24 protein-coding genes and 3 pseudogenes are annotated in these 26,624 nt (G+C 46.4%); 17 read left to right on the top strand and 10 right to left on the bottom strand.

The features are described 5' to 3' along the window. Positions 1 to 135 precede the first annotated feature (135 nt). The 6 genes from asd (at position 136) to C7R92_RS23500 (ending at position 8,379) form a co-directional block, all read left to right on the top strand. The gene (gene asd, locus C7R92_RS23475; protein WP_106835834.1) at positions 136 to 981 is read left to right on the top strand and encodes an archaetidylserine decarboxylase; all 846 of its coding nucleotides are present in this window, start codon (positions 136 to 138) and stop codon (positions 979 to 981) included. A gap of 723 nt (positions 982 to 1,704) precedes the next feature. Further along, positions 1,705 to 1,995 carry an Asp-tRNA(Asn)/Glu-tRNA(Gln) amidotransferase subunit GatC gene (gene gatC, locus C7R92_RS23480; RefSeq protein ID WP_007717539.1) on the top strand — a complete coding sequence of 97 codons (291 nt, stop codon included), beginning with the start codon at positions 1,705 to 1,707 and terminating at the stop codon, positions 1,993 to 1,995. A 32-nt stretch (positions 1,996 to 2,027) separates the two neighbouring features. Next, on the top strand, positions 2,028 to 3,500 hold the full coding sequence (gene gatA, locus C7R92_RS23485; protein ID WP_048031142.1) for an Asp-tRNA(Asn)/Glu-tRNA(Gln) amidotransferase subunit GatA: 1,473 nt from the start codon (positions 2,028 to 2,030) through the stop codon (positions 3,498 to 3,500). A 4-nt stretch (positions 3,501 to 3,504) separates the two neighbouring features. After that, complete coding sequence (gene gatB, locus C7R92_RS23490) at positions 3,505 to 4,941, top strand: Asp-tRNA(Asn)/Glu-tRNA(Gln) amidotransferase subunit GatB (RefSeq protein WP_106835835.1); 1,437 nt, start codon at positions 3,505 to 3,507, stop codon at positions 4,939 to 4,941. Between the two features lie 132 nt (positions 4,942 to 5,073). Next, a complete protein-coding gene (locus tag C7R92_RS23495; RefSeq protein ID WP_106835836.1) occupies positions 5,074 to 6,699 on the top strand; it encodes a hypothetical protein in 1,626 nt (541 codons plus the stop codon). A 51-nt stretch (positions 6,700 to 6,750) separates the two neighbouring features. Beyond that, entirely contained in the window at positions 6,751 to 8,379 is a 1,629-nt protein-coding gene (locus C7R92_RS23500; protein WP_106835852.1) for a YcdB/YcdC domain-containing protein, read from the top strand. Between the two features lie 20 nt (positions 8,380 to 8,399). Here C7R92_RS23500 and C7R92_RS23505 read toward each other — a convergent pair whose 3' ends face one another. After that, positions 8,400 to 10,157: an RNA polymerase sigma factor gene (locus tag C7R92_RS23505; protein ID WP_106835837.1), complete on the bottom strand. Its 1,758-nt coding sequence runs from the start codon at positions 10,155 to 10,157 to the stop codon at positions 8,400 to 8,402. 225 nt (positions 10,158 to 10,382) lie between these two features. Here C7R92_RS23505 and C7R92_RS23510 point away from each other — a divergent pair, with 225 nt between their 5' ends. The 5 genes from C7R92_RS23510 to C7R92_RS23530 all read left to right on the top strand — a co-directional run bounded on the left by C7R92_RS23510 (position 10,383) and on the right by C7R92_RS23530 (position 14,202). Next, positions 10,383 to 10,721 carry a hypothetical protein gene (locus C7R92_RS23510; protein ID WP_069847196.1) on the top strand — a complete coding sequence of 113 codons (339 nt, stop codon included), beginning with the start codon at positions 10,383 to 10,385 and terminating at the stop codon, positions 10,719 to 10,721. Between the two features lie 110 nt (positions 10,722 to 10,831). Continuing rightward, entirely contained in the window at positions 10,832 to 11,296 is a 465-nt protein-coding gene (locus C7R92_RS23515; protein ID WP_106835838.1) for a hypothetical protein, read from the top strand. Positions 11,297 to 11,324: 28 nt separating this feature from the next. After that, entirely contained in the window at positions 11,325 to 12,053 is a 729-nt protein-coding gene (locus tag C7R92_RS23520; protein ID WP_106835839.1) for an ABC transporter ATP-binding protein, read from the top strand. Next, positions 12,053 to 13,234, top strand: coding sequence for an ABC transporter permease (locus C7R92_RS23525; RefSeq protein WP_106835840.1), 1,182 nt, complete (start codon positions 12,053 to 12,055; stop codon positions 13,232 to 13,234). Before C7R92_RS23520 ends, C7R92_RS23525 begins: the two co-directional genes overlap by 1 nt. Before the next feature lie 65 nt (positions 13,235 to 13,299). Next, a complete protein-coding gene (locus tag C7R92_RS23530) occupies positions 13,300 to 14,202 on the top strand; it encodes a DMT family transporter (RefSeq protein ID WP_106835841.1) in 903 nt (300 codons plus the stop codon). A gap of 77 nt (positions 14,203 to 14,279) precedes the next feature. On the opposite strand, the gene C7R92_RS23535 is transcribed toward C7R92_RS23530, so the two are convergent. Further along, complete coding sequence (locus C7R92_RS23535; protein WP_106835853.1) at positions 14,280 to 15,254, bottom strand: ROK family glucokinase; 975 nt, start codon at positions 15,252 to 15,254, stop codon at positions 14,280 to 14,282. 142 nt (positions 15,255 to 15,396) lie between these two features. On the opposite strand from C7R92_RS23535, the gene C7R92_RS23540 reads away from it, so the two are divergent. Together C7R92_RS23540 and rlmD are read left to right on the top strand one after the other, a co-directional pair. Further along, positions 15,397 to 16,287, top strand: coding sequence for a diacylglycerol kinase (locus tag C7R92_RS23540; RefSeq protein WP_106835854.1), 891 nt, complete (start codon positions 15,397 to 15,399; stop codon positions 16,285 to 16,287). Positions 16,288 to 16,406: 119 nt separating this feature from the next. Next, positions 16,407 to 17,840, top strand: a complete 1,434-nt coding sequence (gene rlmD, locus C7R92_RS23545; protein ID WP_106835842.1) for a 23S rRNA (uracil(1939)-C(5))-methyltransferase RlmD — start codon at positions 16,407 to 16,409, stop codon at positions 17,838 to 17,840. An 82-nt stretch (positions 17,841 to 17,922) separates the two neighbouring features. Here rlmD and C7R92_RS23550 read toward each other — a convergent pair whose 3' ends face one another. Further along, a complete protein-coding gene (locus C7R92_RS23550) occupies positions 17,923 to 18,504 on the bottom strand; it encodes an NAD(P)H-dependent oxidoreductase (protein ID WP_106835843.1) in 582 nt (193 codons plus the stop codon). A gap of 214 nt (positions 18,505 to 18,718) precedes the next feature. On the opposite strand from C7R92_RS23550, the gene C7R92_RS23555 reads away from it, so the two are divergent. Beyond that, positions 18,719 to 19,081: a winged helix-turn-helix transcriptional regulator gene (locus C7R92_RS23555; RefSeq protein WP_106835844.1), complete on the top strand. Its 363-nt coding sequence runs from the start codon at positions 18,719 to 18,721 to the stop codon at positions 19,079 to 19,081. Between the two features lie 213 nt (positions 19,082 to 19,294). After that, positions 19,295 to 19,741 (top strand): GNAT family N-acetyltransferase, encoded by a 447-nt coding sequence (locus C7R92_RS23560; RefSeq protein ID WP_106835845.1) that lies wholly within the window; start codon positions 19,295 to 19,297, stop codon positions 19,739 to 19,741. A 407-nt stretch (positions 19,742 to 20,148) separates the two neighbouring features. Here the strand turns inward: C7R92_RS23560 and C7R92_RS33435 are convergent. The 4 genes and pseudogenes from C7R92_RS33435 to C7R92_RS23575 form a co-directional block, all read right to left on the bottom strand. Next, positions 20,149 to 20,349, bottom strand: a pseudogene (locus C7R92_RS33435) (recombinase zinc ribbon domain-containing protein); the annotation flags it as partial. Positions 20,350 to 20,365: 16 nt separating this feature from the next. Continuing rightward, positions 20,366 to 20,458 (bottom strand): annotated as a pseudogene (locus tag C7R92_RS33500) (hypothetical protein); the annotation flags it as partial. 397 nt (positions 20,459 to 20,855) lie between these two features. Then, complete coding sequence (locus tag C7R92_RS23570; protein ID WP_106835847.1) at positions 20,856 to 21,374, bottom strand: hypothetical protein; 519 nt, start codon at positions 21,372 to 21,374, stop codon at positions 20,856 to 20,858. A gap of 225 nt (positions 21,375 to 21,599) precedes the next feature. Next, positions 21,600 to 22,112 (bottom strand): SMI1/KNR4 family protein, encoded by a 513-nt coding sequence (locus tag C7R92_RS23575; protein WP_106835848.1) that lies wholly within the window; start codon positions 22,110 to 22,112, stop codon positions 21,600 to 21,602. A 371-nt stretch (positions 22,113 to 22,483) separates the two neighbouring features. Between C7R92_RS23575 and C7R92_RS33440 the strand changes: the two are divergent. Further along, a pseudogene (locus tag C7R92_RS33440) lies at positions 22,484 to 22,660 on the top strand (IS256 family transposase); the annotation flags it as partial. A gap of 967 nt (positions 22,661 to 23,627) precedes the next feature. Here C7R92_RS33440 and C7R92_RS23590 read toward each other — a convergent pair. From C7R92_RS23590 to C7R92_RS23600, 3 genes are all read right to left on the bottom strand, one after another. Then, on the bottom strand, positions 23,628 to 24,137 hold the full coding sequence (locus tag C7R92_RS23590) for an SMI1/KNR4 family protein (RefSeq protein ID WP_106835849.1): 510 nt from the start codon (positions 24,135 to 24,137) through the stop codon (positions 23,628 to 23,630). A 65-nt stretch (positions 24,138 to 24,202) separates the two neighbouring features. Beyond that, positions 24,203 to 25,285, bottom strand: coding sequence for an HNH endonuclease (locus C7R92_RS23595; protein ID WP_106835850.1), 1,083 nt, complete (start codon positions 25,283 to 25,285; stop codon positions 24,203 to 24,205). Positions 25,286 to 25,534: 249 nt separating this feature from the next. Then, positions 25,535 to 25,732 carry an aspartyl-phosphate phosphatase Spo0E family protein gene (locus C7R92_RS23600; protein WP_106835851.1) on the bottom strand — a complete coding sequence of 66 codons (198 nt, stop codon included), beginning with the start codon at positions 25,730 to 25,732 and terminating at the stop codon, positions 25,535 to 25,537. Positions 25,733 to 25,958: 226 nt separating this feature from the next. On the opposite strand from C7R92_RS23600, the gene C7R92_RS23605 reads away from it, so the two are divergent. Next, the gene (locus C7R92_RS23605) at positions 25,959 to 26,555 is read left to right on the top strand and encodes a helix-turn-helix domain-containing protein (protein WP_244195809.1); all 597 of its coding nucleotides are present in this window, start codon (positions 25,959 to 25,961) and stop codon (positions 26,553 to 26,555) included. Positions 26,556 to 26,624: the final 69 nt, after the last annotated feature.

The following is a 26,624-nucleotide window of genomic DNA, read 5'->3' on the forward strand; positions in this document are numbered from 1 at the left end:
GGCTTGTTAGAATGATTATAGTATAGCAAGACCGTCGAAGAAAATGATGAACCTCTGGTAATAGTGCGGGGTTTACTGGCAGTTAGCAGAAGTGGTAAAGTAAGGGTATTGTTGTTTTACGAAGGAGCATTTCTTATGGGCAAAAAGCTGCTCCCAGGTCTCATTCATCGCTTGCCACAAAACGCGATGTCACGGACAATGGGCAAAATTACCGCTACTCCCTTTAGTCGATTAGCCATTCAACGATACATAAAGCACTATCAAATTGATACGTCCATCATAGAAAAGCCGGCTTCGGAATACCGCACGCTGAAGGAGTTTTTTTCCCGACGCCTGAAGCCCGCAGCGAGACCGATTGCACCTGGCCCAGATACCATCGTCAGCCCGGTAGATGGAACTGTTTCGCAGTTAGGTGATATTTGCGAAGGCACCTTGATTCAAGCAAAGGGAAAAGAGTTCAGTGTGAGCGAGCTGTTGGGCGGTTCGGAGGAAGAGGCCAAGCGTTACTACGGTGGTAAATTTATCACCATTTATTTGAGTCCAAGGGACTATCACCGGATTCATATGCCGGTAACGGGCGATTTGAGCTGTTACTGCTATTTGCCTGGCAGACTCTATCCAGTCAACCAGCTCGGGATTGAAAACGTAGACCGTTTGTTTGCCCGCAATGAACGCTTGGTAACTCACATCAAAACAGATAGCCTGGGCGATATGGCTTTGGTTAAAGTAGGAGCTTTGTTTGTAGGAAGCGTGAAGGTCTGCTACAACACAGCTACGACGAATATCAAGCATGGGCGCCAAACCCACGAGAAGATTGCTGGGACACCTCGTTATGAAAAAGGGGCGGAGCTGGGCTGGTTCGAATTTGGATCCACCGTCATTTTGTTGTTGGAGTCCAACGAGCTCGAATGGGCAACGGGCATTGAAAAAGGGAAGTCTCTCTTGATGGGGCAGGCCTTGGCGAAAAAGAAGGCTGAATAGCAAGAGATAGAAGACGCACAGTCCAGGGCAAATGCCTTGGGCTTGTTTTTCTTAGGAGATGAAGTTTTCTAGTAGATGTGGCTGTGGTGGGGAGAAGAATATTTCCAGTCTAGGCTCCAGGCTCCGTCCTGCTGAGGGCTCAGACTGCCCGCTCCGAAGGGATTTGCGGGGAAACGCAAAAGTGGTAGCCGCTACGTCGGCACGGGCACGGTTGCGTTTCTTTTGCCCGCTCATCCCTTCTCCGCTTGGTAGGACTCCACAAGTCGCTACGTCTGGAAATATTCTTCTCTGTCGTAACTGATTACATTCTCCCATCTTTTAAGTCTTTTAGACCCGTTTAACACTGAACGCTCGTAGAGGAAACAGGAGAAAAAAGCGAAGATCTTTGGTACACCGACCGAGACGGAATGCAAAAAGCGAAACACGCTCTTAAGCGTCCACCTCTGAAACACATCCTGAAAGGACTACTTTGGACGCGGTTTCGCTTTTTGCATGGAGTCGGGCAGTGAATCCCCCAGCGGGTGGGACATGAAGCTGAGCGTTTTCTCCTGTTTCCTCCCCACCACAACAGCGAGCCAAAGTTTTTATTAGCGAATAATCGATCAATATTTTTTTGTCGAGAACATTATTTGTTTTTCCTGTTGAAATCCCTACGAAAATTGACTGAACCTGCTCTTTTCAAGTAAGATCAAAGTTATGTGATACGATTCGGAGGTGGAAAGAATGAGTGCCATTACTCGCAAAGAAGTAGAACACGTAGCTAATTTGGCCCGTTTGCAGCTCACTGAGGAAGAAGCGGAGCGGTACACAAAAGACCTGAATGCGATTCTTGATTTTGCAGCCAAGCTGAATGAGCTCGATACATCCAATATTGAGCCAACCAGTCATGCTACAGACGTGAAAAACGTCATGCGCGAAGACGTAAACAGACCGTCCCTGCCGCGTGAGGACGTGCTGAAAAACGCACCGGATCACGAAGACGGGCAGTTTAAAGTACCGGCTGTATTTGAATAACCTACTGGATAACGAGAAGGGAGGAACCCACTGTGTCGCTGTTTGACAAGCGATTGTCTGAAATACATAGCGCCCTGCGCGCAAAAGAGATTTCGGTAACGGATCTGGTGCAGGCTTCCATTGCTAGCATCAAGGAGCATGACGGAGAAATCAAATCCGTCCTGCATGTAGATGAAGAGGGAGCCTTGGCTCATGCCCGTCAATTGGACGAGCGTCTGGTCAAAGGAAATGAGGAACTGGGTCTTCTCTACGGCTTGCCTGCCGGACTGAAGGACAACCTGGTTACAAAAGACGTTCGCACGACTTGCGCGAGCAAATTTTTGGCGAACTATGATCCTGTCCATGACGGGACTGTTTCCAAAAAGGTCAAGGATGCCGATGCGGTCATCGTTGCGAAGCTGAACATGGACGAGTTTGCGATGGGCGGCTCCAACGAAAATTCCGGCTTTTTCCCAGCGAAAAACCCGTGGAACACCGACTACGTTCCGGGAGGCTCTTCCGGTGGCTCAGCGGCGGCAATGGCTGCGCGTCATTTTTATTTCACACTCGGCTCTGATACAGGTGGCTCCATCCGTCAGCCTGCTGCTTTTTGTGGCGTTGTCGGCTTGAAGCCTACATATGGACGCGTATCCCGTTTCGGGCTGGTTGCGTTCGCGTCCTCGCTGGATCAAATCGGACCTGTGACGAAAAACGTTGAGGATTCTGCCTATGTGCTGCAAGCGATTGCGGGACATGATGAATACGACTCTACCTCTGCCAATGTGGACGTACCGGATTACTTGTCCGCGTTGACTGGAGATGTGAAAGGACTGCGTATCGGGGTACCGAAAGAGTTGATCGGAGAAGGGATTGACCCTGAGGTTCGCGATGCTGTTCTGGCAGCATTGAAGCAGCTGGAGAGCATGGGAGCTACATGGAGCGAGGTTTCCATGCCGCACACGGAATATGCAGTACCAGCTTACTACCTCTTGTCTTCGTCTGAAGCTTCGTCCAACCTGGCTCGTTTTGACGGCGTACGTTATGGTGTGCGCGCAGACAATGCGGCAAACCTGATCGAGCTGTACAAGGAATCCCGTAGCCAAGGCTTTGGCCCAGAAGTGAAGCGCCGAATCATGCTCGGAACCTACGCGCTCTCGTCTGGTTATTACGATGCTTACTACAAAAAGGCGCAGCAGGTTCGTACCCTGATCATTCAGGACTTCAACAACATTTTTGCTGACTACGATGTAATCCTGCACCCAACCACGCCTTCTACGGCTTTCAAAGTAGGCGAAAACGTAGATGATCCGGTGAAAATGTATCTGGAAGATATTTGTACCGTTCCTGTAAACCTGGCTGGACTGCCAGCAATCAGCGTGCCGTGCGGATTCTCCAAAAACGGTCTGCCGATCGGTTTGCAGATCGTAGGTCGTGCATTTGACGAATCCACCGTATTGCGCGTAGCCCATGCGTATGAGCAAACAGCAGGCTTCTACGGCCGCAAACCGGAATGGGTGAGGGGGTAAGAGCATGAGCAAATACGAAACCGTCATCGGCTTGGAGGTTCACGCCGAGCTATCGACCAACAGTAAAATCTTTTGCGGCTGCCCGACTGAATTTGGTGCACCGCCGAATACACATACATGCCCGATCTGCTTGGGACATCCAGGTGTACTGCCTGTAACGAACAAGCAAGCGGTAGAATTCGCGATGAAAGCAGCACTCGCCCTCAACTGCGAGATTTCCCGCGAGACCAAGTTCGACCGCAAGAACTACTTTTATCCAGACTCGCCAAAAGCGTACCAAATCTCGCAGTTTGACCAGCCGATCGGCTACAATGGCTGGATCGACATCGAGGTAAACGGTGAGACGAAGCGCATTGGCATCACTCGTCTGCATTTGGAAGAGGATGCGGGTAAGCTGACGCACAGCGATTTTGGCGGAGAGTCTCTGGTAGACTTCAACCGCGTAGGGGTACCGCTCGTCGAGATCGTTTCTGAGCCAGACATCCGCACACCGGAAGAAGCACGTGCGTATCTGGAAAAGCTGAAAGCGATCATCCAGTACACCGAAGTATCTGACGTTCGCATGGAACAAGGCTCTCTGCGTTGCGATGCTAACGTTTCCATCCGCCCGTATGGTCAAGAAGAATTCGGAACCAAGGCTGAGCTGAAAAACATGAACTCCTTCCGCAACGTACAAATGGGCTTGGAGTACGAGGTACTGCGTCAGACGGAGGTAGTTTCTTCCGGTGGCAAGGTCGTTCAGGAAACACGCCGTTGGGATGAAGCGAACAAGAAGACGTTGACGATGCGTTCGAAAGAAGAAGCGCACGACTACCGTTACTTCCCAGACCCGGATCTGGTTCGCATGCAGATTTCCGAGGAGTGGATTGAAGCGGTTCGCGCAACCATTCCAGAGCTGCCAGATGCTCGTCAGGCACGCTACGTGAACGAGTTTGGCTTGTCTAAGGATGATGCCGGAGTCATTACGATCTCCAAGGAGACGGCTGATTTCTTGGATGAGACTGTGAAAACAGGAGCAGAGCCGAAGTCCGTAGCAAACTGGCTGATGGTTGACCTGTTGGCACACCTCAACGCCAACAATCTGGTGTTTGCTGATGTGAAAATGACACCAAAAGGCTTGGGTGAGATGATCAAGCTGATCGAGGACGGAACCATTTCCTCCAAAATCGCCAAAACCGTCTTCAAAGAGATGGTCGAGACCGGCAAAGAGCCGAAGCAGATCGTCGAAGAAAAAGGACTTGTCCAAATTAGCGATGAAGGCGCTCTGCGTCAAGTCGTCGTCGATGCGGTCAATTCCAACCCGCAAGCCGTGGCAGACTTCAAAGCCGGAAACGAAAAAGCAGCTGCTTTCTTCGTGGGTCAAGTGATGAAGCAAACCAAAGGCAAGGCAAACCCGGGAATGGTAAACAAGTTGATTCAGGAAGTATTGAACAGCCTGTAGGCAAAACATACGACAGCACTTTCTCTGGAAGGGGAGAGTGCTGTTTTTTTGTGCTATAAGCTATGCTAAATAGTGGAAAAAAAGTAAGATAGAATGCGTAGCTATCATCATAATTGATTAGGAGAAATGTTCATGAAACAAAATTGGAAAAGTGCAACGGCTGCTTTTGCAGTGACAACCATGCTGCTGGGAACGGGTGCCCAGACATTTGCTACAAGCCCGGAAATGATCTTGAAAAATGCAGAAACTCCATCGGAAGAACAAGTCAAGCTGCCTACTCGTGCGGTAGAGATTGTCGCTGCGCTGGAGAAGCTGGAGCCTGCTTTGAAAGCTTTGACGGTGCGGGAAGTCTTCATTTCGGAGCAAGATGAAAATCAAGTGGTCTTGACTATGCATCATCCAGACAACATACACGAGGATGCGTATATCCTTTTTGATCGCAATAGCGGTGAGATGGTTGGCTTCGAGGCTGCGACCATCATCTGGGATCAGAAAGAAAAAGCAACAGATGAGGCCATTTTGAAAAAAGCCGATAAAGCCGTTGAGGAGTTGCTTGGATCGAAGAAGCGGAGCATGACGGATGCCCCACAATTGTCAACATACGTGGATGATGAGGAAGAGTCAATTGAATTCCGAAATGTCTACTATCCGATTCTGTTGAACGGTCTGGAAATAGAAGGAACGCGTTTTGGCATAGATGTAGACATGGATTTCGCGGGTCATTTAATCGGGGTCTCGTTTGAACCGCTCGATTTGAAGGGAGTGCAGGTTGCTGACCCGAAAAAAGCTGTCGCAAAAGAGGCGATCCAGAAGCAGATTTTTACACCTGAACGAATCCAGCATGGATATGTATGGGAAGGTAGTGAAGGTAAGCCTGGGTTAGCGTATAAGCTAAGAACATCTCCAATATTTGATGCACTGACAGGCAAGCAGATCGTTGATGGATGGGGGGAAGAAAATGGGGAAGGCAAGCTAAATGCTGCTGATCTGAAAAATATTTCCTTGAAGCCCCAGGCAAAGCCATTCATTGAGAAAAATGCAACGGATACACAAATTTTAGAGCGCCTGTTTGGAATAGATACGAAGAAGACGTATTCGACCTATCGAAAGGAGGAGCAGGACGGCATAATCAATCATTATTGGGCGAACTATGTTGAAGTGAATTACGCTTCGGTAGTGGAGGACAAAATGACAGGAGAGATTGGTGGTTATCTGAATTGGACGCATATCCCATATCTTCCTGCTCCGCTCACCAAAGAACAGTCGTTACAAAAGGCGATTGCTTTCCTGGAGCCTTATGCTAAAAAATCCGAATGGCAAGTCGAAATGTACGAACGAATCAAACCAGAAGATCCACTGGCTCTGAAGGTTCTTTCGAATAGGGATAACAAGCAAGAGACTGAGGAAAAGAAATCCATCGAGCAGTACGGCTTTTTATTTTTCGAGAAACAAAACGGTATACCAGCCATGGAGTATTCTTATGGAGTAGTTATTGATCCAATGAAAGGACAAGTCGCAGAGTTCCTGGCCTCAGTTCCCGCGGAGGATCGCAAATATCCTGTGCTCAAACCATCCGTAACAGACCAGCAGGTTGCCGAAATTTTCGCCAAAAATGTACCGGTAAAGCTGACTTACATCTGGCCGACATCCAGTGATCATAATGCTCCCATTCTTGCCTACAAGCTCGATACCAGCAAAGGCTGGCCAACTGTAGATGCCGTAAACGGATCGTTTACGTGGGACGAGATAGAGGAATAGTAGCCCGAATAGAAGAAATACGAGACAGGAAGAGAGAAAGGCTTGATCAACATGTTCATAAAAGGCTTATCAATTGTTCTAACAGTAGCAACGATACTCTTTGGAACAAGTGGACAGGCATTGGCTGCAAGCCCTGAAATCCTCCTAAAAAGCACAGCAGCCCCAGCGCCAGAAGAGATGAAACTCCCGGAAGGCGCGGCTCAAATCGTAGCTGCTTTAGAAGAGCTGGAGCCCGAATTAAAAACGTTGACAGTGCGAACCGTTAAACTTGGAACGGGTAATGAAATAGTCTTATACATGAGTCATCCAAAAGATGAGTACGTTGGGGCCTCTCTCGCTTTTGATAGGGAAACCGGGGAAATGCTCGACTATAGCGCAACCCTGGATATCTGGAATTCTAAAGGGAGAGTAACGGACGAGGTTTTATTGCAGCGTGCAGAAAAACTTTTTCTCGCCGTACAATGGTCAGATAAACGGAAAATGACAGGTGCTCCTAAGTTATCGCAAATTAAGGAGAAGCGTCCCGAGATAGTCAGATTTCGGTACATAGAATATCCTGCTATGCTGAATGGTTTGGAAGTAGATAGAGGGATCGTGACAGGCATATACATGGTCACGGATTACGAAGGTCATCTTTTAACTTTGTCTTTTCAACCACTTGATTTGGAAGATACCAAGGTTCCTGATCCAAAATCGGCATTGGCACCAGAAGCCGTCGCTGAGCAGTTATTCACCCCCGATCATTTCGACTACGGATATGTTCAGGAAGGGAACGATGGCAAACCGAGTATACAATATGCATGGAGAACATCACCATTTTTGGATGCTGTAACAGGAAAGCAGATTGAGGCGCCTAGCGGATTAGAGATCGTAGACGATGGAAAACGAAACCCTGTCCATGTGAAGAACATTACGATCAATCCACAAGCGAACTCACTGATTGTCTCAAACCGAGCCGATGCAGAGAAAATTGTTACAAATTTGTTTGGAACAGATAAAAAGCTCACGAATATGCCCTATGATGCAAGGAATACTTGGGGAGACTTCGTTTATTCTTGGGAAGATCATGGTGGATTGGATATTCGCCTTACGGTGGACGAATCTACTGGACAGGTTATCAATGCTATGGATTGGACACGAAAGGAAAACCTGTCTAGTCCATTAACGAGGGAAGAAGCACTAAAAAAAGCGATTACCGTCCTTGAATCGTATGCTCCGATTTCGGCTAATGAATGGCAAGTAGAGATATTCGATCCATATAAACCTGCGGTGTTGGCCGACTGGATGATGGAATTATATAAGGTTAAGGAAAGACATACAGACAATTATTCATTCAGGTTTCATAGGCTCCAAAACGGACTGCCTGTGCTAGATCACAACTATTGGGTCGTGATCGAAATGAAGAGCGGCCAAGTCGTATATTTCTTTCCAACTATGCCGAACAAGGAAGGCGGACTTCCAGTACTTAAACCATCTGTGACTGCACAGCAAGCTGCTGATCTGGCAGCAAAGAATCTTCCGCTCAAGCTGTCCTACTTCTGGCCAACCTACAATGGCAAAAAATCTCCTTATCTTCAGCTCGTCTATACAATTGATACCTATAAGGGCTGGCCAACCGTAGATGCAGTAAGCGGGAAGTTTGAATGGAGCAATAACCTAAAAGAAGTAAGGCGACCATAAATCGCCTTACTTCTTTCGGTTTACTTTCCTGCTTTATTCTCAAGCCCCGCCTGAATTTGTTCCAGGATGGATACAGCTTCGCGCTCATTTCGCTCAATCGCCTGCAACAACGCAATAGCCTGCTTGCCCTGCTCCGAATCGTTCGGCTCGCCTCCAGCCGGGAATGGGAAGAGCTTGCTTAACGTGTCAAAGTCATTGGCAATCGCCCCGTACAAGCTAGCCGCTTCTTTCATCAGCGGACGAACCTCATCTAACACAAAATCTGTCCACGTATCAACGATTTCGCTCCAGAAAAGAGAGGCGTAGCGACGTGCATCCCCGTTCACTACGGTCGTATACGCGTTGCCATTCGACTCGACCGTTCCCTTTTCATAGGCTTCCTGCCAAGCAGCATAAGCGGCTAGACCATTGACGCAACTCGCGTCCTGCGGTTCTTCTCCACGATAATGAACGAGTGCAGATTGGAGGGCATTTGCGAGCATCGTGCGTTGATCGATTGGAACCGCACGGTCGATGGCAAGGACAAATAGCTCCTCGAGGATACCCCGTCCCAAGTTTTCATAAGGAATGGTACTGTCGTTTCGGCAGTTGTCTCCTGCGTAAAACACTCTTTTTTCATCATCATAGCCGTAGATCAATCCGAACTCTGGCATGAACAGGTCCCAAGCAAGCACAGGGTGCCCTTTGTCGATGGAACGGTGAACCAGCTCCAATGCTTCTGGCAAGAGGACAGACAGCTGACGCTTATGGCGTGCTTCCGGGCTGAGCAGCGAAGGTTCTACTTGATTGGCATTCATGCTTGGTTCGCAGGAAAGATGATACGAGGTGACGGCACGAGATTCAAAGCCCATGTTTTTCAAACCCTGCTGCAAGACCCGCTGAAAGTGAAACATCGTCGGACCCGCAATGTGGATATTTTCAGGGACGATTGTCAGGCGAAAGGCATGCCCGCTCAGGCCAAGGATCATCGGCAAAGACATTTTTCGATCGGTCGATTCTACCAATCCGTATAGTGCTGCTGCGCAAGTAATCCAAGTAGGCATAGTGAATGCTTCTGGTTTATTTAATACTGCTTGTTTCATACTCCCCGCAACCTTTCTCGTCTTCATGTATTGATCAACAACGACACGAGTTTTTTCCTGAATCAGTTTTTTGCGAGAACGCGATAGCACTTGGTAGACATTCGCCTGGGACATCTGGAACATGTGGGCGATCTCATGAGGGGCCAAATGGTCGAAAAAATGAGATTCCACGATGCGTTTCTCCCGAGGATTGAGGCAGTACAGCAGGCTCCTGATCGTCTCAAACAGTTCACGCCGCACCATGACCTCTTCGGGATTGGTGTTCTGCGCAGAGTGTGACCAAGACCGTCCCAGCCTGTGCAGGATACTATCGAGGTCCTCCCAGTCAGTCGGTTCCTGCTCATACGTCTGTTTGCCTAGACTCGAGAAGACGGTTTCCCTTTTTTGCGGACCCTTCGCCAGACGCGTGTATGCTTGATTGCGCACAATCCGATGCAGCCAAGGGAGGAAACGTCGGCTATCCACCAGTGTTCCAAGGTGCAAAAAGGCGCGAATGAGAGCATCCTGAACGATGTCTTCGGCAAGAAAGGCTTCTTGTGTATACGACCGTGCATAGCCGTATACTTTGGAGCGATGACGCCTGACCAGCTCGCTAAACGCCTCCTGATCTCCGGCTTTTGCTTGCTCTACCAAAGTCTCGTCGTCTGTCTGGTCTTGTTCTTCTTGAGTCTTAGGCTTGATAACCAAGTGTTCCATCGCAAAAACTCCTCGTGATTTGTTGATTTACTATGTAGACTTCTGGTTCACGGATTATCTGACACGGGATGCGAAAAAATTTCGGAGTTTTTTAAATCGTTCTGTCTAGTGTATCAGACAAATAAAGGCAGTGGTTTTTCCAATGGCAGATGACAAAGCAATTTGTAACAATTTCCACTCTCCCCTATAATGAACGTACAGGAAGAAAAAGGAGGATGGAAGTACATGAAGCTCATTTCTGTTGCAGGAGAAAGTGTGGCACCTGGAAAAGGTGGATCACCGTCTGATACATTTGATCGTTCCATTTCTACGTGGCAAGAAGATGGTCAAGAAAAAACAATAACAGTCACCTATGTGCGTTATTTTGGCAAAGTGCTCGCTGAGCGGGGCATTTACGATCAAGAGGCAGAAGGTGTTCCTGTCAGCCATTTGGTAGCAACGCTGTATCTAGAAAAACATCCAGAGGCAAAAGAAACCCGTCATTATATTAACGATACGGAGTCTTTCGTCGCGCTGTTTGAAGACTTTTCCCTGACAAAGTGGAAAGAGCGCTATCCGTTGTAGGATATGAGAGTTACAGCTTTCAAAGTCAAAAGATTCTGATTCGCCAAAGACACATACGGGTAACTTTTGTGAGGGCATGCTAAGGGCACCAATTATTGGAGGGAATTAGCATGCTTTCTATTTGGTTGCCATTGTTGATGGCGTCTTCTGCGCTTATTTTTGGTGCAATACCTTCGCATGTCCCTACGACTTCCTCGGCAGCGAGGATGGTTGCTGTACAGGAGTTTGATGCGTTTTTGCAGGACTGGAAAAACGGGCAGACGCTTGCGAACCTGCGTCATCCGCTTTTTGACCTCACGGAAGTGTCAGCGGTGTCAGGAATGATCGAGATCATCCGTTTTTCGGGAGAGGCACACGGGCAAGCGGGAGAAATCACCCTTTCATTTTACACATTGGAAGGCGACCAGGTCTTTTCTCCCCCAGGCTCCGTGTCTGTCGCGCGAGTCGATGAGAAGCGGCGGGAATTCCAAGTCACTGGCGCTATACCGAGGGTTTTGCATGGGCGGACGGGTGTCGTACAGGTGACGTTTACGGGAGAAAAGCGGGCATCGTACTTACTGAAGGTGCGATTCTAGTGAAAATACGGGAGAGGAGGGACTGCTGTTGATTGAGGTCAAGGATGTTAGCAAGCGATTCAAGGAAATCGCAGCGGTCCAGCATGTATCGTTTCGCGTCGAGGCAGGCGAGGTATACGGACTTCTCGGAGAAAACGGTGCGGGTAAGACAACGACGATGCGCATGATGGCGACAGTTTTGACCCCGACCGAGGGAGACATCGAGATTAGTGGGTTTTCCGTTCGACAGCAACCGCTTGAAGTGCGCCGCAGAATCGGCATTTTATTCGGGGGAGATGTGGGTCTTTACAGCCGTTTGACAGCGCGGGAAAATATCGCGTACTTTGGTCGTCTATACGGATTGGAGCAAGCGAGGCTTGAGGAGCGGATTCATAGTCTGAGCCGGATGCTTGAGATGGATGATTTTATCGACAGGCGAGTAGGGGCCTTTTCCCGGGGAATGAAGCAAAAGGTAGCGATTGCCCGGACGCTGGTACACGATCCGGATGTCATTTTGCTGGATGAGCCGACGACAGGACTGGATGTAACGGCTGCTACAATCTTTCGAAGAATGGTCAGAAAGCTGCAAGAAGAGGGGAAGACGATTCTGTTCTCCAGTCACAACATGGGCGAGATTAACAAGCTGTGCAAAAGGGTTGCGCTCATGCACAAGGGTAAGCTGCGGTTCGCCGGAGGATTGGATACGTTGCGCGAGCAGTTTGGGACAGAGGATCTGGACGACATTTTCATGGCTGTCGTGGAAGGGAGCGAAGGCTGATGGGCTCGCATGTCGTTTGGACCGTACTGAAAAAAGAACTGATGGACTTGTTTCGCGATCGCAAGGCGTGGATGGGGACGCTTCTGGTGCCATTGCTCGTCATTCCGTTCGTCTTCTTTTTGTTGGGAACATCCTATAGCAATGTGGAAAAAGAAGCGAGGGAGTACATCCCGTTAGCTGTTCAAGGATCATCCTCATTGATTACGTCTTTGCAAAAAAATCCTGCCGTTCAAATCCTAGAGCCAGCCAATCCGGAGCAAGCACTGCAAGCAGGTCATCTGCGCGCCATTTTGACGATTCCTGCTGGCTTCGATGAAGAGATCGCGGCGGGAAAAACAGCAAAGCTATCAGTTGCCTATGACTCCACCAATCAAAAATCTGTCTATGCCCGTACGTTGATCGAGCAGACAGTAGAGGCGTACAGCAAAGACGTCGTAGCGAAAAGGCTGAACCAAGCGGGCTTGTCCGAGCAGACGATTCAACCGATTGTCTCCACCTTTCAAAATGCAGCCTCTGAGGAAAGGAAGTCGGGAGGGATGCTGGCTGGCATCATTCCGTTGATGTTGGTAGTCTCACTCGCATCCGCGGGAATGGCCGCAGCGAATGATCTCGTCGCTGGTGAGAAAGAACGGGGAACACTCGAATCGTTGTTGACGGCGCCGATTGCAGCCCAGCACATCCTCACGGCAAAGCTGTTGGCTGTCATGACTATGAGTAGCATGGGGGCAGTAGCGTCACTGATTTCTGTCACGCTGGCCATGCGTCTGGGACCAATGGGGACGGAAGGAGATCATTTTACACTCGCTTTCTTCTCGCCTGTTACTTTGTTGGTGCTCATCGTGACTATTTTGTTGTTGGCGGCGCTCTTTGCAGGGTTGGAGCTTGTTTTGAGTACGGTTGCCAAGTCTTTTAAAGAGGGGCAGACGTACATGAGTGCTGTCCTATTTTTGGCGATGGTTCCCTCATATATGCTGATGCCAGTCAGTCCGGTCGACATCCCTACGCATTACTACGTGATGCCCGTGTTCAACGGTGTCGCACTGTCCAAGGAAGTGTTTTATGGCAAGGTGGACCCGATGCATGCACTCCTGGGGATTGGCTCTTTGCTTATCTATGTGGTTTTCACCATTTTTCTCGCGTCGCGCATATTCCGCAGAGAAGGGGCGGGGTTGAAGCACTGATCGTAACATTTTCAGACCTGTCGCATCACTCGTCGCTGTCATTTTGAGAAAGCTGGTGAAATGTTGTGAATCCGCTGTATGTCGGTGTGTTCTATATTTTCGGATCGGCTGCTGGTTTTGGCGTCATGTCTATTTTTGCTGTGTACGCCTACGAAGCGGGTGTGTCTGTTTCAACGCTTTTGTTTTTGCGGTTTTTATTGGCGGCTGCCCTGTTTTTTGGTTTGCTGCTCTGGCGTAAGGAGTCGCTTCGCTTGGATAAAAGACAGGTGCTCGCGATGTTTTGTCTCGGAGGGATTTTGTACACCCTGCAATCCCTTAGCTTTTTCTCGGCGGTGCAGTACATCCCGACCTCCATGGCGGCTTTGCTGCTGTACACATTTCCGGTGTTTGTTGCCATACTGAGCTACTTCGTCGAGAAGGAGCGGTTGACGAAAAAGACTGTCATCGCCATGCTGATTACACTCGTTGGTCTTGGACTGGTGCTCGGCTTGTCATTTGGCGGGATTCAGCCGATTGGCGTGCTGTTGGCGCTTGCAGCGGCGTTGTTTTATTCCGTTTATATTGTGGTGGGAAATCGAGTGGTAAAAGGCGTCTCGTCCTATGTAACGTCTGCGTACATTGCCCTGTTTGCTACCATATCTACCTTTTTCATTGCGCTAAAAGACGGAGGTGTCGACCTCTCTTTTGCGGTACAAGGGTGGTGGTCGCTGCTGGGGATCGTCGTTTTTTCTACGGTGGTCGCTATCAGTTTTTTCTTCCGCGGCTTGCAACTGATTGGCTCAACCAAAGCGTCGGTGCTAAGCACGCTGGAGCCTGTGGTCACGTTTGGGTTTTCGGCATTGTTGTTTGGCGAAGCTTTTAGCCTGCTCCAGTTGTTGGGGGGATGTGCAGTGCTCGTCGGTGCTGCGCTGATTGTTTCGGGGAAAGGTGGCGAGTCAGAGCTGGCACCCAGTCAGGCTTCTTCATAAAGCTATACCAAAAAGACGCTCTTGCTGTGAGGCTTCACGTGCAGGAGCGTCCATTTTCTTTTTTTTATGTGGCCTGATCAGGCTTCGTTCATCTGTGAGCGGATTAACCAGCCCGCACCGTACACACCCGCATCATTGCCGAGTTCGGCCGGAACGATCTCTGTGGACTCGATGACATAGGTGAATGGAACAAAGTGTTTGAATGATTCACGGATTCGGGAAAAGAGGAAGTCACCTGCTGCGGCCACGCCTCCACCGATCATAAACTTCGCGGGATTCAGTACATTCGCCAAATGAGAGAGAGCGAGACCGAGATAGAGCGCCACTTGATCGGTAATGGCTAGAGCTGCTGCGTCTCCTGCTACGGCTGCCTCGAGGACATCCTTCGCTGCAATGTTTCCTTTGGTGGCTAGTACAGCGGCAAGCGCCGGGCTTGAACCGTTTGTAGCGGCAAATCGCCCTTCACGAATGATAGCAGTCGCAGACGTATATGTTTCGAGACAACCTGTTTTACCGCAATTGCAGGGGGCACCGCTATCCGGGGTCATGGTGATGTGACCGATTTCGCCGCCAACACCGTTGATGCCATGGATGACCTTTCCATTGAGGATAACACCTCCACCTACTCCTGTGCCGAGCGTGATGAGAACGAGGTCTTGTGCCCCTTGGCCTGCACCTTGCCACATTTCCCCGAGGGCTGCGACATTGGCATCGTTGTCGACCGCGACTGGCAGACCTGTAAGGGCTTCCAATTTTTCTTTTAATAAAACGGGTTGGCGCCAGTGAAGATTCACCGCTTGGAAGACGATCCCCTTTCCGCCATCAACGGGTCCGGGTACTCCTACACCGATTCCGCAGACTTGTGAAAGAGAATAGTCATGCTGCGCAAGAAGATCATGAGACATGTCTACGATTTTTTGCAAAATGCCATCCTCGCCATCAGCAACAGGCGTCGGTTCTTGCATTTTTGTCACCAGCTTGCCTTCTGGCGTAATCAAAGCCATCTTGATTGCAGTGCCACCCACATCTACTCCCACGATGATCTTCTCCACAAGCGTCTCCCCTATCTCCTTGTTTTCCATCTTTTTCTATCTTATCACGCTATATGGAGCATAGCGATTCCCAAAAATGGCTATACAGGATATGATGGAAGAGAGTACCCCCGTGAGCGAGGGAAGGAAGAAGGGATCTGCCTTGAAACGAGCCAGATTAATCTACAATCCAAGCTCCGGCCGGGAGATCGTGCGTCGGCGATTGCCGGAAATCCTCGATTTAATGGAGTCGGCCGGATATGAAACTTCATGCTATGCGACCAAAGGGGAAGATGATGCGACAGAAGAAGCTGCTCGTGCAGTAGCTCGCGGTTTTGACGTCATCCTGGCCGCTGGTGGAGATGGAACCATATATGAAGTAGTAAATGGGATGGCAGAGCATAAAGCACGTCCATCTCTAGGAATAATCCCCTGCGGAACCAGCAATGATTTTGCCCGGGCGGTCGGTATACCAAAATCGATCACGCGTGCAACGGAGATTGTCGCCATGGGCAAGAAGAAACGCATTGACCTAGGGCGCATCAACAACCGCTATTTTATGAACATCGCGGGTGGCGGCTCACTGACGAATTTGACCTATGAGGTCCCGAGCAAGCTGAAAACGCTGATTGGACAAATGGCGTATTACGTCAAGGGATTGGAGAAGCTGCCGTCGCTGCACCCGATCCGTGTACGTCTGGAGAGCCGCAAAGAGGTGCTGTTGGATGAAGAAATCATGGTATTTCTCATCGCCAATAGCCGCTCGGTAGGCGGCTTTGACAACATCGCTCCGGAAGCCGATTTGTCAGACGGCAAGCTAGATGTCATCGTCGTGAAGAAGTTGAATATTGCGGAGTTTATTCGCTTGGCGACACAGGCAGTTCGCGGCGAGCACCTGAAGGACCCGAACATCCTGTATTTCCAGGCAGATTACATCAAAGCCACTTCGCCGGGCGGAGAGACGGTTCAGCTCAATCTGGACGGTGAGCTGGGCGGACAGCTGCCTTGCGTGGTGGAAGCGTTGCCGGGGCATATCGAGTTGTTCGTCCCGTAAGAAGATAGTAAAATGAATAGCAATAAGCCGTGGGGATGCCGCTTTTCGCTGTGCATCCCTGCATGCTTCCTGGAGCGAAAACGAAAACCTATAGAGCAAGATAAAAGGAGCAATAGATAGTGGCGAAGACAACAAAGAAGCGGCGCGGTCCGCACCCGACAGCCAAAGTGGAGCTGGACGTTCCTGTACGTGTCGGACAAACCGTGGAAGTGGAGATAACCGGACTGAACCACGAAGGAGCAGGAGTCGGCCGGATTGAAGGATATACGCTGTTCGTAGATGGCGCACTTGCAGGAGAGCGAGTTCATGCGCGCGTCGACCATGTGAAGAAAAACTTCGGCTTTGCCAAGCTGACAGAAGTAGTAGAAGCGAGTACCCATCGCTTCCAGCCGCCCTGTCCGCTGTACGACCGTTGCGGAGGCTGTTCGTTGCAGCATCTCGCATACGAGGAGCAGCTGCGACACAAGCAGCAAATCGTGCGGGACAACCTGCGGCGTATTGGCGGTTTCCAAGTCGAAGGGGAAGGGGCCATTACCGTTCATCCGACACTTGGCATGAGCGATCCATGGCGCTACCGCAACAAAGCACAGGTACCAATCGGCGAGGAAAACGGGGCGTTGGTCGGCGGTTTTTACGCGGAGAAATCCCACTCGATCATCGACATGAATGAATGCCTCATCCAGCATCAGGTGAATGATGAAGCGGTGGCAGTCGTGAAGCAGGCGGCGACCAAGCTGAATATCACGGCCTATGACGAGGTTCGCCATTCAGGCTTGCTGCGTCATGTGGTTGTAAAGGTTGGCGTCAAGACGGGAGAAGTCATGGTCGTGCTCGTAACGACAGAGGAGCAGATTCCGCAACGAGATCAGCTGGTGGAAGCGATTCGTGCACAGGTAGCTGGCGTGACGAGTATCGTGCAGAACATCAACCCGGACAAGACCAACGTTATTTTTGGGAAAAAGACCGTGACGCTCTGGGGCAGTGATGTGATTTACGATTATATCGGTCCGATCAAGTTTGCCATTTCGGCGCGTTCGTTTTATCAGGTTAATCCTGCGCAGACCGAGGTGCTGTACAACAAGACGCTGGAGTACGCGGGGGCGACTGGTGCGGAGACGGTGATTGATGCGTATTGCGGTATCGGGACGATTTCGCTGTTTTTGGCGCAGAAGTCTAAGCATGTGTATGGGGTAGAGATTGTGCCAGAAGCGATTGCGGATGCGAATCGGAATGCGCAGTTGAATGGTGTGGAGAATGCGACGTTTGAGGCTGGACCTGCGGAGGTTGTCATTCCTGCTTGGAAAGAGAATGGCATACGGGCGGATGTGATTGTCGTTGACCCGCCGCGCAAAGGTTGTGATGAGGCGTTGTTGACGACGATTTTGGAGATGCAGCCGGAGAGAGTGGTTTATGTTTCTTGTAATCCTTCTACGTTGGCGAGGGATTTGAAGATGCTGGCGGAGAGGTATGAGGTGAAGGAAGTGCAGCCGGTGGATATGTTTCCGCATACGGGGCATGTGGAATGTTGCTCATTGTTGGTGAGAAAAGTTTAATAATTGAGATGCATTGGTGGATAGGATAAGGGGCTATCCTTAAAGTCTTTGCTAAAGACTTGGGATAGCCCATATATTTGCATCAATTGCACTTAACAGCTGCATCTACAGCTAACACGGAAGAGCTTGGTTTCTGTTGATAATTAAAGATATAATTGACATATTCTTTCGCACTGTGATTGATCTCCTCATCGCTAGCCTGAAATGATGCCCCAAAGACAGCAAAATAGGGGAGTGCCACTGCGCCCACATGTCTTGTACTGGCTTTGAAAGGCGCAATCACTTCATCCACGGTAAAAGAAACAGAGCCCTCTGGCGAATAATTTTCTTTTTTATCGCCGATGGTCATGGCAAGTCCAAACTGTTTCCCTTTCAGCTTGTCACCTTTTGATCCATAAGCCCATCCGAAAGCAAAAACATCGTCAAACCACTTTTTCAATAGAGGCGGATAACTGTACCAATACAACGGGAATTGCAAGAAAACATGGTTATATTCTTCTAATAGATGTTGCTCTCTGGCAACATCTATGTTCCAGTCAGGATACTCTTTGTAAATCTCATGAATGGTAATATCGTTTGGATATTGCAGCAGTTCTTCTTTCCAGCGCTGGTTTACCCTTGAAACCTCAAGGTTCGGGTGTGCCAAAATCACCAATGTTTTCATTATGAAATCTCCCTTCTCAGGCCCATATTCAAGAATAAATCCTCAAAATGCCTCGCCTCATTTTTTGGATACCATGATTATCTTGCAGGCATAAAAAAAAGAAAATACACACAATAAAGTAAGATGGTTACTTCAAAGTATGTACTGGACTCAGAAAAGTATATATGCAACAATAAATTTTCAGTCCGAGTCGACATGAACGAGGTGTTATTCTATGAAACAATACAATCTGGGCATAGAGGCAACACTTGAAATAATCGGAGGAAAGTGGAAAGCTCTGATCATATGCTTATTAATGTCCGGTGTAAAGAGAACAAGCGAATTACAGCGCAATATTCACGGTATTTCACAGAAGGTTCTGATCCAGCAGCTTCGCGAACTTGAGAAGGATGGACTCGTAAGAAGATATGTGTACCAGCAAATGCCGCCAAAAGTCGAATATAGCCTCACGGAATATGGAGTTACAGCGAATAAGATCGTTGAAGTTATGTGTTCTTGGGGGAAAGAAAATATTAAAAAAAGACAACAGCAAGGAGAAGATATTGTCTTGCTGGAGGAAGTCACCGGGGGACTTTGAAGATTTCGGAAAGATAGATAAGCTGAATTAAGTTAGTGTAGTTTTAAGATTTCTTGCATACCCTTCCAACACAACATTTCTTGCAGCAATAGCTGGGGAGTGTAACGTCGATGTGATCTTTACTTACACCACACATGTGGAGTCGGTAGTGAGACTTGATAGAAAAGATACAACTAAGTAAACTGTACTTAATTAAAATAGGGGTGATTTATGATGTCATTTATCATACGAAGCGCCGCTGCTGATGATGTAAACAGTTTGACCGAGTTAATGCATGAATACGTAGTTGGTTTTTATCAGAACCCTTGGCCAGGCACTGAAAAAATACATAATTTGATTCAGACTCTTTTAGAGAAACAACAAGGTGTACAGTTTGTAGTAGAACAAGAGGGAAAGCTTATTGGCTTTGCTACCTTATACTTTACAATCAGCACTATGAAAGCAGATAAAATTACCTTAATGAACGACCTTTTTGTACTTGAGCAATACAGAGATACAGAAGTGGAATCACAACTTTTTTTAGAATGTCAAAGGTACACACAGAAGCAGGGATTTGCTCACATGACTTGGATAACGTCTATTCAAAATAACAGAGCACAACTTTTTTTCGAAAAAATGGGTGGTGTTCGAGGAAATTGGGTTAACTATTCAATAATCTAATCTATTTTGCATTCTAAATTTGAGGATTTGTTTTTACTGAACAATTTTCATCGTTTCCGCGTGATTCTAAATGTAGAGCAATTATTTCAGCCACCCCGTTGTGAGCAAATGTCATTCCTTTAAATAAGGTTTGTACTCCCTGTCACCTCAACACATGTGGAATGCGTAATATTGACGGAAAGAAGGGGCTAGCCGAATTGTGGCAACGCCCCCTTTCTTTCTTCTAATGCTTGACGTTTGTTTCTGAAAGCACCGCAACAAGCATTAAGCATCTCCTTATCAATGTCGCCGCTTGACCATTTCCTTGTAAGCTGAATGATTTCCTTGTCCAGTTTACCTATTTCGTGCTGAACCTTTTCCAGTTCCTTTACAGTGTTGTCCTTCTTTATCTCCGGCTCGTTGTATAGTTACGTCAACAAGGGACCGCATGTTAAGGGAGTTCTGAATAAGGTCTTTAGGTTGTCCAATACAACTTGCTTGAGAACGTCATGCTTGATGATATGAGAGGAACACTTTATTGACGTGTTCTTTTGATAAGTAGAGCAGACATAAGAATGGCGGTCATTCTTATAATTCATTCCTGCTCCACAATCCGTACAGAAAGCGACTCTGGCAAATAGAGATTTACGCCCCCGTCCCCGAAATACCCGAACAGCTTTTCATTTTCTCCTGTACGGCTTCAAACTGCTCGCGTGTAATGAGCGGTTCATGTGTGTGTGAACGCTTGCCAAAATGTTGACCACTTTGCTCAACATAAAGTTACCCACAAGGAAGACTGAACACACATCATCATTTTCACACCTATTAACAAATGTTTTTGACGAGCATTGTGCAGGAAATAAAAAGTTACTTTGTGTGAGCATCGTAGGTGGTCAACTCGAAGATGAGCGGTTGCCCCAAAAATGGTCAACTTATTGATTAGCATTTACAAACCAGCGTAGCTGACACCACTCGCAAAGTAAGTCAAGATTTTTATCATTGTGAGTTACAGAAAAATCCTCCCATTCTGGCAAAACTGTCCAATCTCGCCTACTCAATTCTGAGAATAGATAAAGCCTACACTCTTAATTCAGTAATGTCGGCTTCTTTGCTCCCCACGAAAATTACTTGGCCACTAAGGTCTTACCTTATAATTTTCAGATTTGGTTGGCCCCTTATAGCGAATACATACACTTTCAAAGAACAAATTTCTCATCTCATCCTCTTTGATCTCTGGATCTAATTCTTTAAACCAATCTTTCTCTAAGTCCTCCTCTGTAAGTACATTAGGTCTCCAAAAAAGTAATCCTAACTCTGGAAAATCATAAGTCCAGCCTAACTCACGGTCATCCCGATCATATTTTGATATCTTGTAAATTTTCTCCACAAGTTCTACCACTTTTGTCTTGAATACATCAATATTTATAACTACGCATTCAAAAACATCTTGTAAATTCGATGAAATTTCAATAAAGTTTACCTTCTCATATGAATCATACTTAACATGGATAGAATTTTTGAAGAAATTAGTAGTTAAATTATCTTTATTGTATTTTCTCTTGTACTCTTGGATGCATTCTTCTACTTCCTCTTTATCCATACCAAATTTTATAGTGCCAATTCCAATGCCAGGTTCAATGATTAACTTATCCATTGTTATCCCTCCTACTTGAACACTAATTTATTTAAATATTTATTATACTAAGAAAATGCAAAGAGCCACACCATCCCAAAAATAGAATTTATTCTGGAGAGTGTGACCCTTGCTTTTTAATCAACGAGAAGCTTTGATGTTTGCCTAAATTTTAATTCCGAAATAATCATGAGCATTAGTCGTCCGAATCATCCTGAAGACGCACTATAAAAGGCGTCTTTTTTCTTACTCTTCCTCCTCAATGGGTTGATCCCAAAACTCAATTCCGTCATGCTCAATAAGTTGTTCCAGCAACTCTGTGAACGTCAGGTCTATGTCGATAGTATCGTCTGGTAGTATCGATCCAACCCATGTGAGGTAACCTTTGCCACTATGTATTCTGTCTTGATCCACACATATACAGCTATTTGAGTTATCGCTCCAAACGATAGGATAGTAAGGATGGTCGATGCTGTAGGCTTTCCAGTACCCAATGACGAGTTCGGTACTTAGTACATCATAACCCCCAGAGTTATGCTTGGCGCCCTTGAATAGTTTCGCACTTTCGTAGTGGCTTAAAAAACTGACGTAATCCTCTGGTAACTCAAACGATTTTAATTTCTCCTTTGTATCTGTGATAGACTCGTTCGAGATGTAGAATGTAAATTGATATTCCTCGTTTTTGATATGCACGTTCCCGTCTACACTTGTCTTACTTCCCTTGATCTTACTAATGAGGGCTTCAAAAGGATTACTCACAGGATCACATCCTTGAATGAGAGTAAGGACTGTCAATTGAATGACAGTCCAATTTTACATTAATTTCTTCGATAACTTCTCCACCAGTCAGTGACATCATCATGATACAGGATGTTAGAGTTGCTGTTCGGATATCTGAGAAGAGGAATCAACTTACTCATATCATTCGATCCATAGTATTCTAGCGGGATCATATGATGAATTGAAACTTCATCCCAAGCCAAAGTGTTGAGCGACACCATAGTTTTTTTCGTAGTTATCTATAAAATTATTTCTAAAGTTATTATCGCTCACCCAGTTGTTCGCAAGCTTGCGAGGATATATACTCTGCTTTTCCTCTAAACTACAATTAGTTTTAAAAAGGTTGGGAGATTTTTGTGATGTCAAAAGAGCAGATCAAGCAGTGGATCAAAGAGAAGAATATGAAGTCGGTAGACGCCGTGAAATCAGCGTTAAAGGAATTGTTTGCAGAAACGATCCAAGAAATGCTCGAAAGAGAGATTGAGTCCACTCTTGGGTATGCCAAGCATGTCGCTAAAAATAAGCGGAGATGGATTGGCGGACTGAAAAAGTGGGGCGGAGAACCTCTCTTTTCTGTACTAATATGCTACCTACTACAAATGAAACACTATCCGTTGAAAGTAGAGAGTGGGTCATAGCTGCTACCAAGTAACTGAATAGGTGCATCTATTCGGAATGTCTTGTATGTATCTGGTTTATCACCAGACATGTTCCCCTAACCAAAAATAAGATTCACCAACGATTTAATAATCCAAATGCTTATAACAATAGCAAAGTATTCAAGAATAATAAACTTCCAAGTGGCATTATGTTTACTTAATCCATACCTAAACAAACTGAAAAAGAATATGCCTCCAGCAATTTCAAGCAGTTCTATGAAACTAAAGACAGATTCGCTCATATACCTTTCCCCCCCTCCTCGCCCAAATTATAACAAAAATGAAAAAGATGCCTAGAAGACATCCCATCATATTCTTCAAATCTACTAATCCACTGCCCAATGATCTACTTTTACTGTTCCATCTTTTTCAACCTCAAAACGGGCACGATACTTCCAGCTATTATTTTTCCCAGTTTCGCTAATGTAAATCAGGGAAATCTCTGTACCACTTTTCGGGACTGACGCTGAAATAATGTCCTCCAAAAAATGGTCAACTTTTTGATTAGTCGTTTAAATGTATTATTTATTGGGAATTCAGAAGTCGCCTAACGAACGGAAAAAATCGTACGCTAAAGTGTTTTTGTTCTACCATCCAGTCGGAGGCCAACAGAACGTTGCTCTGTCCCTCTAATCGAATGCATTTTTCATTTAAACTACCATTAATATTGCTATTAAGAAGTTTTAAATATTTCCGTACAAGAGCCAAAAGCGGCGCTGGGATTACCCCCAACTTACAGAAAAAAAGCTGAGAGCTTAGTCCCAGCTTTTTGGCAGTCATGCATTAGTTTGTCCGATTCATCCTGAAGACGCGCTATAAAAGGCGTCCTTTTTTCTTATTCTTCCTCCTCATGGAACGGAATCCAGAATTCCTTCCCCTCATGCTCGATGAGCTTATCCAGCCATTTTGTAAATGTCAGATCAATGTCAATCGGATTATCAGGGTCCATCGATTCGATCCATGTGAGGTAGCCGTTTCCGCTATCAAGTCGGTCTTGGTCTACGCATATACAACCTAGCGAGTGGCTACTCCATGCGATAGGATAGTAAGGGTGATCTATGCTGTATCCTTTCCAGTATTCAATGACATTGTGAGGGTCTAATATCGTGAAGAGACTGCTGCCAAATTCTAAATCGCGAAATAATACGGCTCTGTTGTACTGAGAGAAGTAGCTCACATAATCCTCGGGTAGCTCAAATGACTTTAGCTTCTCTAACTCTGCGGCAGAGTCAGTAGGCATTTGAAAAACAAACTCAAATTTTTCACCGATAATATGCAAATCACCGTTCAGTTGCTCTCTTCTTCCCTTGATCTTGTCTAAAATACGGTTAAAAGAATTGCTCACGGAGTATTCACACCCTTTTTAATGAAAATACGGACTACCGTCCCACAGACGGTAGTCCATTTTTCTCAGTTCTTCCGGTAACTCTCCCACCACTCAGTTACTTCCCTATGTGGCAGAATGTAATCGTTTTTTCTATCCTTTTTGAGAAGAGGGATCAGGTTGTCGAAATGGTTCTTTCCATAATATTCTAGCGGAATCATATGATGGATTTCAACATCATCCCAAGCGAAATATTGAGGTTGACCGAAGTAACCAACGTAACGTCTCTCGAAGTCCTTTCTATATCCCGAATCTCGCTCCCTCTTCTGAGGCACCATGTCAGCGTCCGGTTTAATTAACTTGATGTTTGACTGCGGATCGACGTAATCAGGGTAAATTTCTCCTTTATTGTTAGTCAGGATCTTTTCTACCTCCTTCAAATGGGCGATAGGTGAGGAGCCTCCTCCCCGGTATCTAACAGTTCCTTCCAATTTTCCTGACCACCAGTAAGTCTCCGCATTAGCGCGTACCCTATGCGTAGATAGGTTCGCGTAAGGGGGATTTAAATACAAATTTTCATTTCTTTCTACTCTATATTTCCCATCCTCTGTTGCTGAACGGATGATAGTGTGAGTAGCGTCCACAGAGGCTACTCTGCCTACCACGGCGGTTACTTTAACCGTCGAGTATACGTCACCACGAGCCCAGTCGGACGTCATCTGGTGATCAAAGAACACTCCATCAATGCTAGGACGCGAACTACTTGGCTCAACCTCATCAGTGTCAGATTCAGCAACCTTGTCAGCTTTGTCGGCACTATTGTAAGAGAAGGCACCGAAGTCAAATTTAGTGTCATCTTCTTTTTCAACTGGTGCTGCATTAGGGCTATACTCCATTTGACGCTTTCCGATGACTTCATCCGCTGAGCTGTTCTCTATTATAGTTACGTTTTTGCTTTCAAGGATGCGTGGTTCATTGATGGCCTCTGCCAATTCCTCTAGTGTTACTCCCTCCGCCAGTTGTATGGGAAGGTTTTCGAAATCAACGACTACTTCTGTCTCGGCAATTTCCTGTATACTTTCAGCAGATGCTGGCGTCAAGACTGACATAGGAGCAACTAACAATGAGAACACGACAAAAGGCACAAATACTCTTTTGAATATCTTCATAGGCTTCCTTACTCCTCTTTAAAATTTATTCTCTAAAATTAATTATCCGAGTTCTTCGAGCAAATGCTCCGCTATGTTTTTTAGGTCTATTTCGTAAGAATCTTCTTCTTCCGAATCTGAACATCTCGTGATAGAGTTAAAAAGAGGAGTTTCAAGCAGCTCCTATAAAAGGGCGTTCCTGTTGCCGGGAAGCAAAGGGGGAACGTCCTTTCTTGTTCATCCGCTTTCTCAAAACAAGTCCATTCACTTTTACAATTTGCCTCCTTTCTGATTAGTAAGATTTCTTCGTTGGCACTCTAAGATGTACTCGTCTAGTTCTCTACTTATCTTCAACACATCGGAGTCTGTCAGTTTGCCCTGTTGTTTGAAGACTTCTTTAAGCTGATATTGTAGATTCTTGATGATTTGTGTAAGGTCTTCGTTGCTTACTTCTTGCCATTCAACCATCGTTATCTGTCCCCCATAGTCTCACCACCTCTTTTTTCACTATAGCACCTATATCAAAAAAACCATGGGAAAATTTACCTTGATACATTTGACATTATTCGATGATTTTCGCAAATTTCAGTCGAAATATGTCTGTTTGTTTTTGTTGAATTAGCAAACATCAACTTGCTATAATCCTACTCGATTGCGTTGTAAAAAAAAGGAAATTGTGTTGTGGAGGGATATAGTGCAAAAGAAAACAATTGGGGACATGTTGTCTGAGAGCCGAAGAAATAATGGCTTGTCTTTTGCTGAGTTAGAAGATAGAACTGGTGTAAGTAGGGGCGTACTACAAAAGATTGAGAGCGGAGAGACAAAACGCCCTGAATTTAAAACAGTGAAGTCGATAGCCGCTCTATTTCCGTACTCGTATGAAGAAATTATTGAAGGATACCTTGAGGATGAGACTAGGATTGAGACGTTATTTGAAATTCTTCAAGAGGTCATTCAGTGTGAATATTCTTCATTAGTAGAAAGAGTATCATTGAAAATTCTCCAATCGCCGAATGAAAAGATTGAGAAGGCATTAGAGCGACTGTATAACTTTTCTGATTCGACTGCTGTAATAGTAATAAATAATGAAATACGCTTAGCTCTCTTTAAGGTCATCGCAAATTATGCACGACAGTGCGGAGAGCCGAAATACATTGCAAAAGCTTTATTTAAGAAATATCTAATTGAACGAAATGATCTCAAAAAACTAAAGGAAACCTTCTGTAATGGTGAGGAAATTTTACACTATGTTGACTTCCTATCTCATGATGAAAACGGATTAACCCCTTGAATTTGGACACATACTACCTTAATCGTTGTTTCTCTTAGAATTGCTAATTAAAGACGAACTGCCTTAATT

The sequence above is a fragment of the Brevibacillus porteri genome (genome assembly GCF_003013475.1).
Taxonomy (GTDB): Bacteria; Bacillota; Bacilli; order Brevibacillales; family Brevibacillaceae; genus Brevibacillus; species Brevibacillus porteri.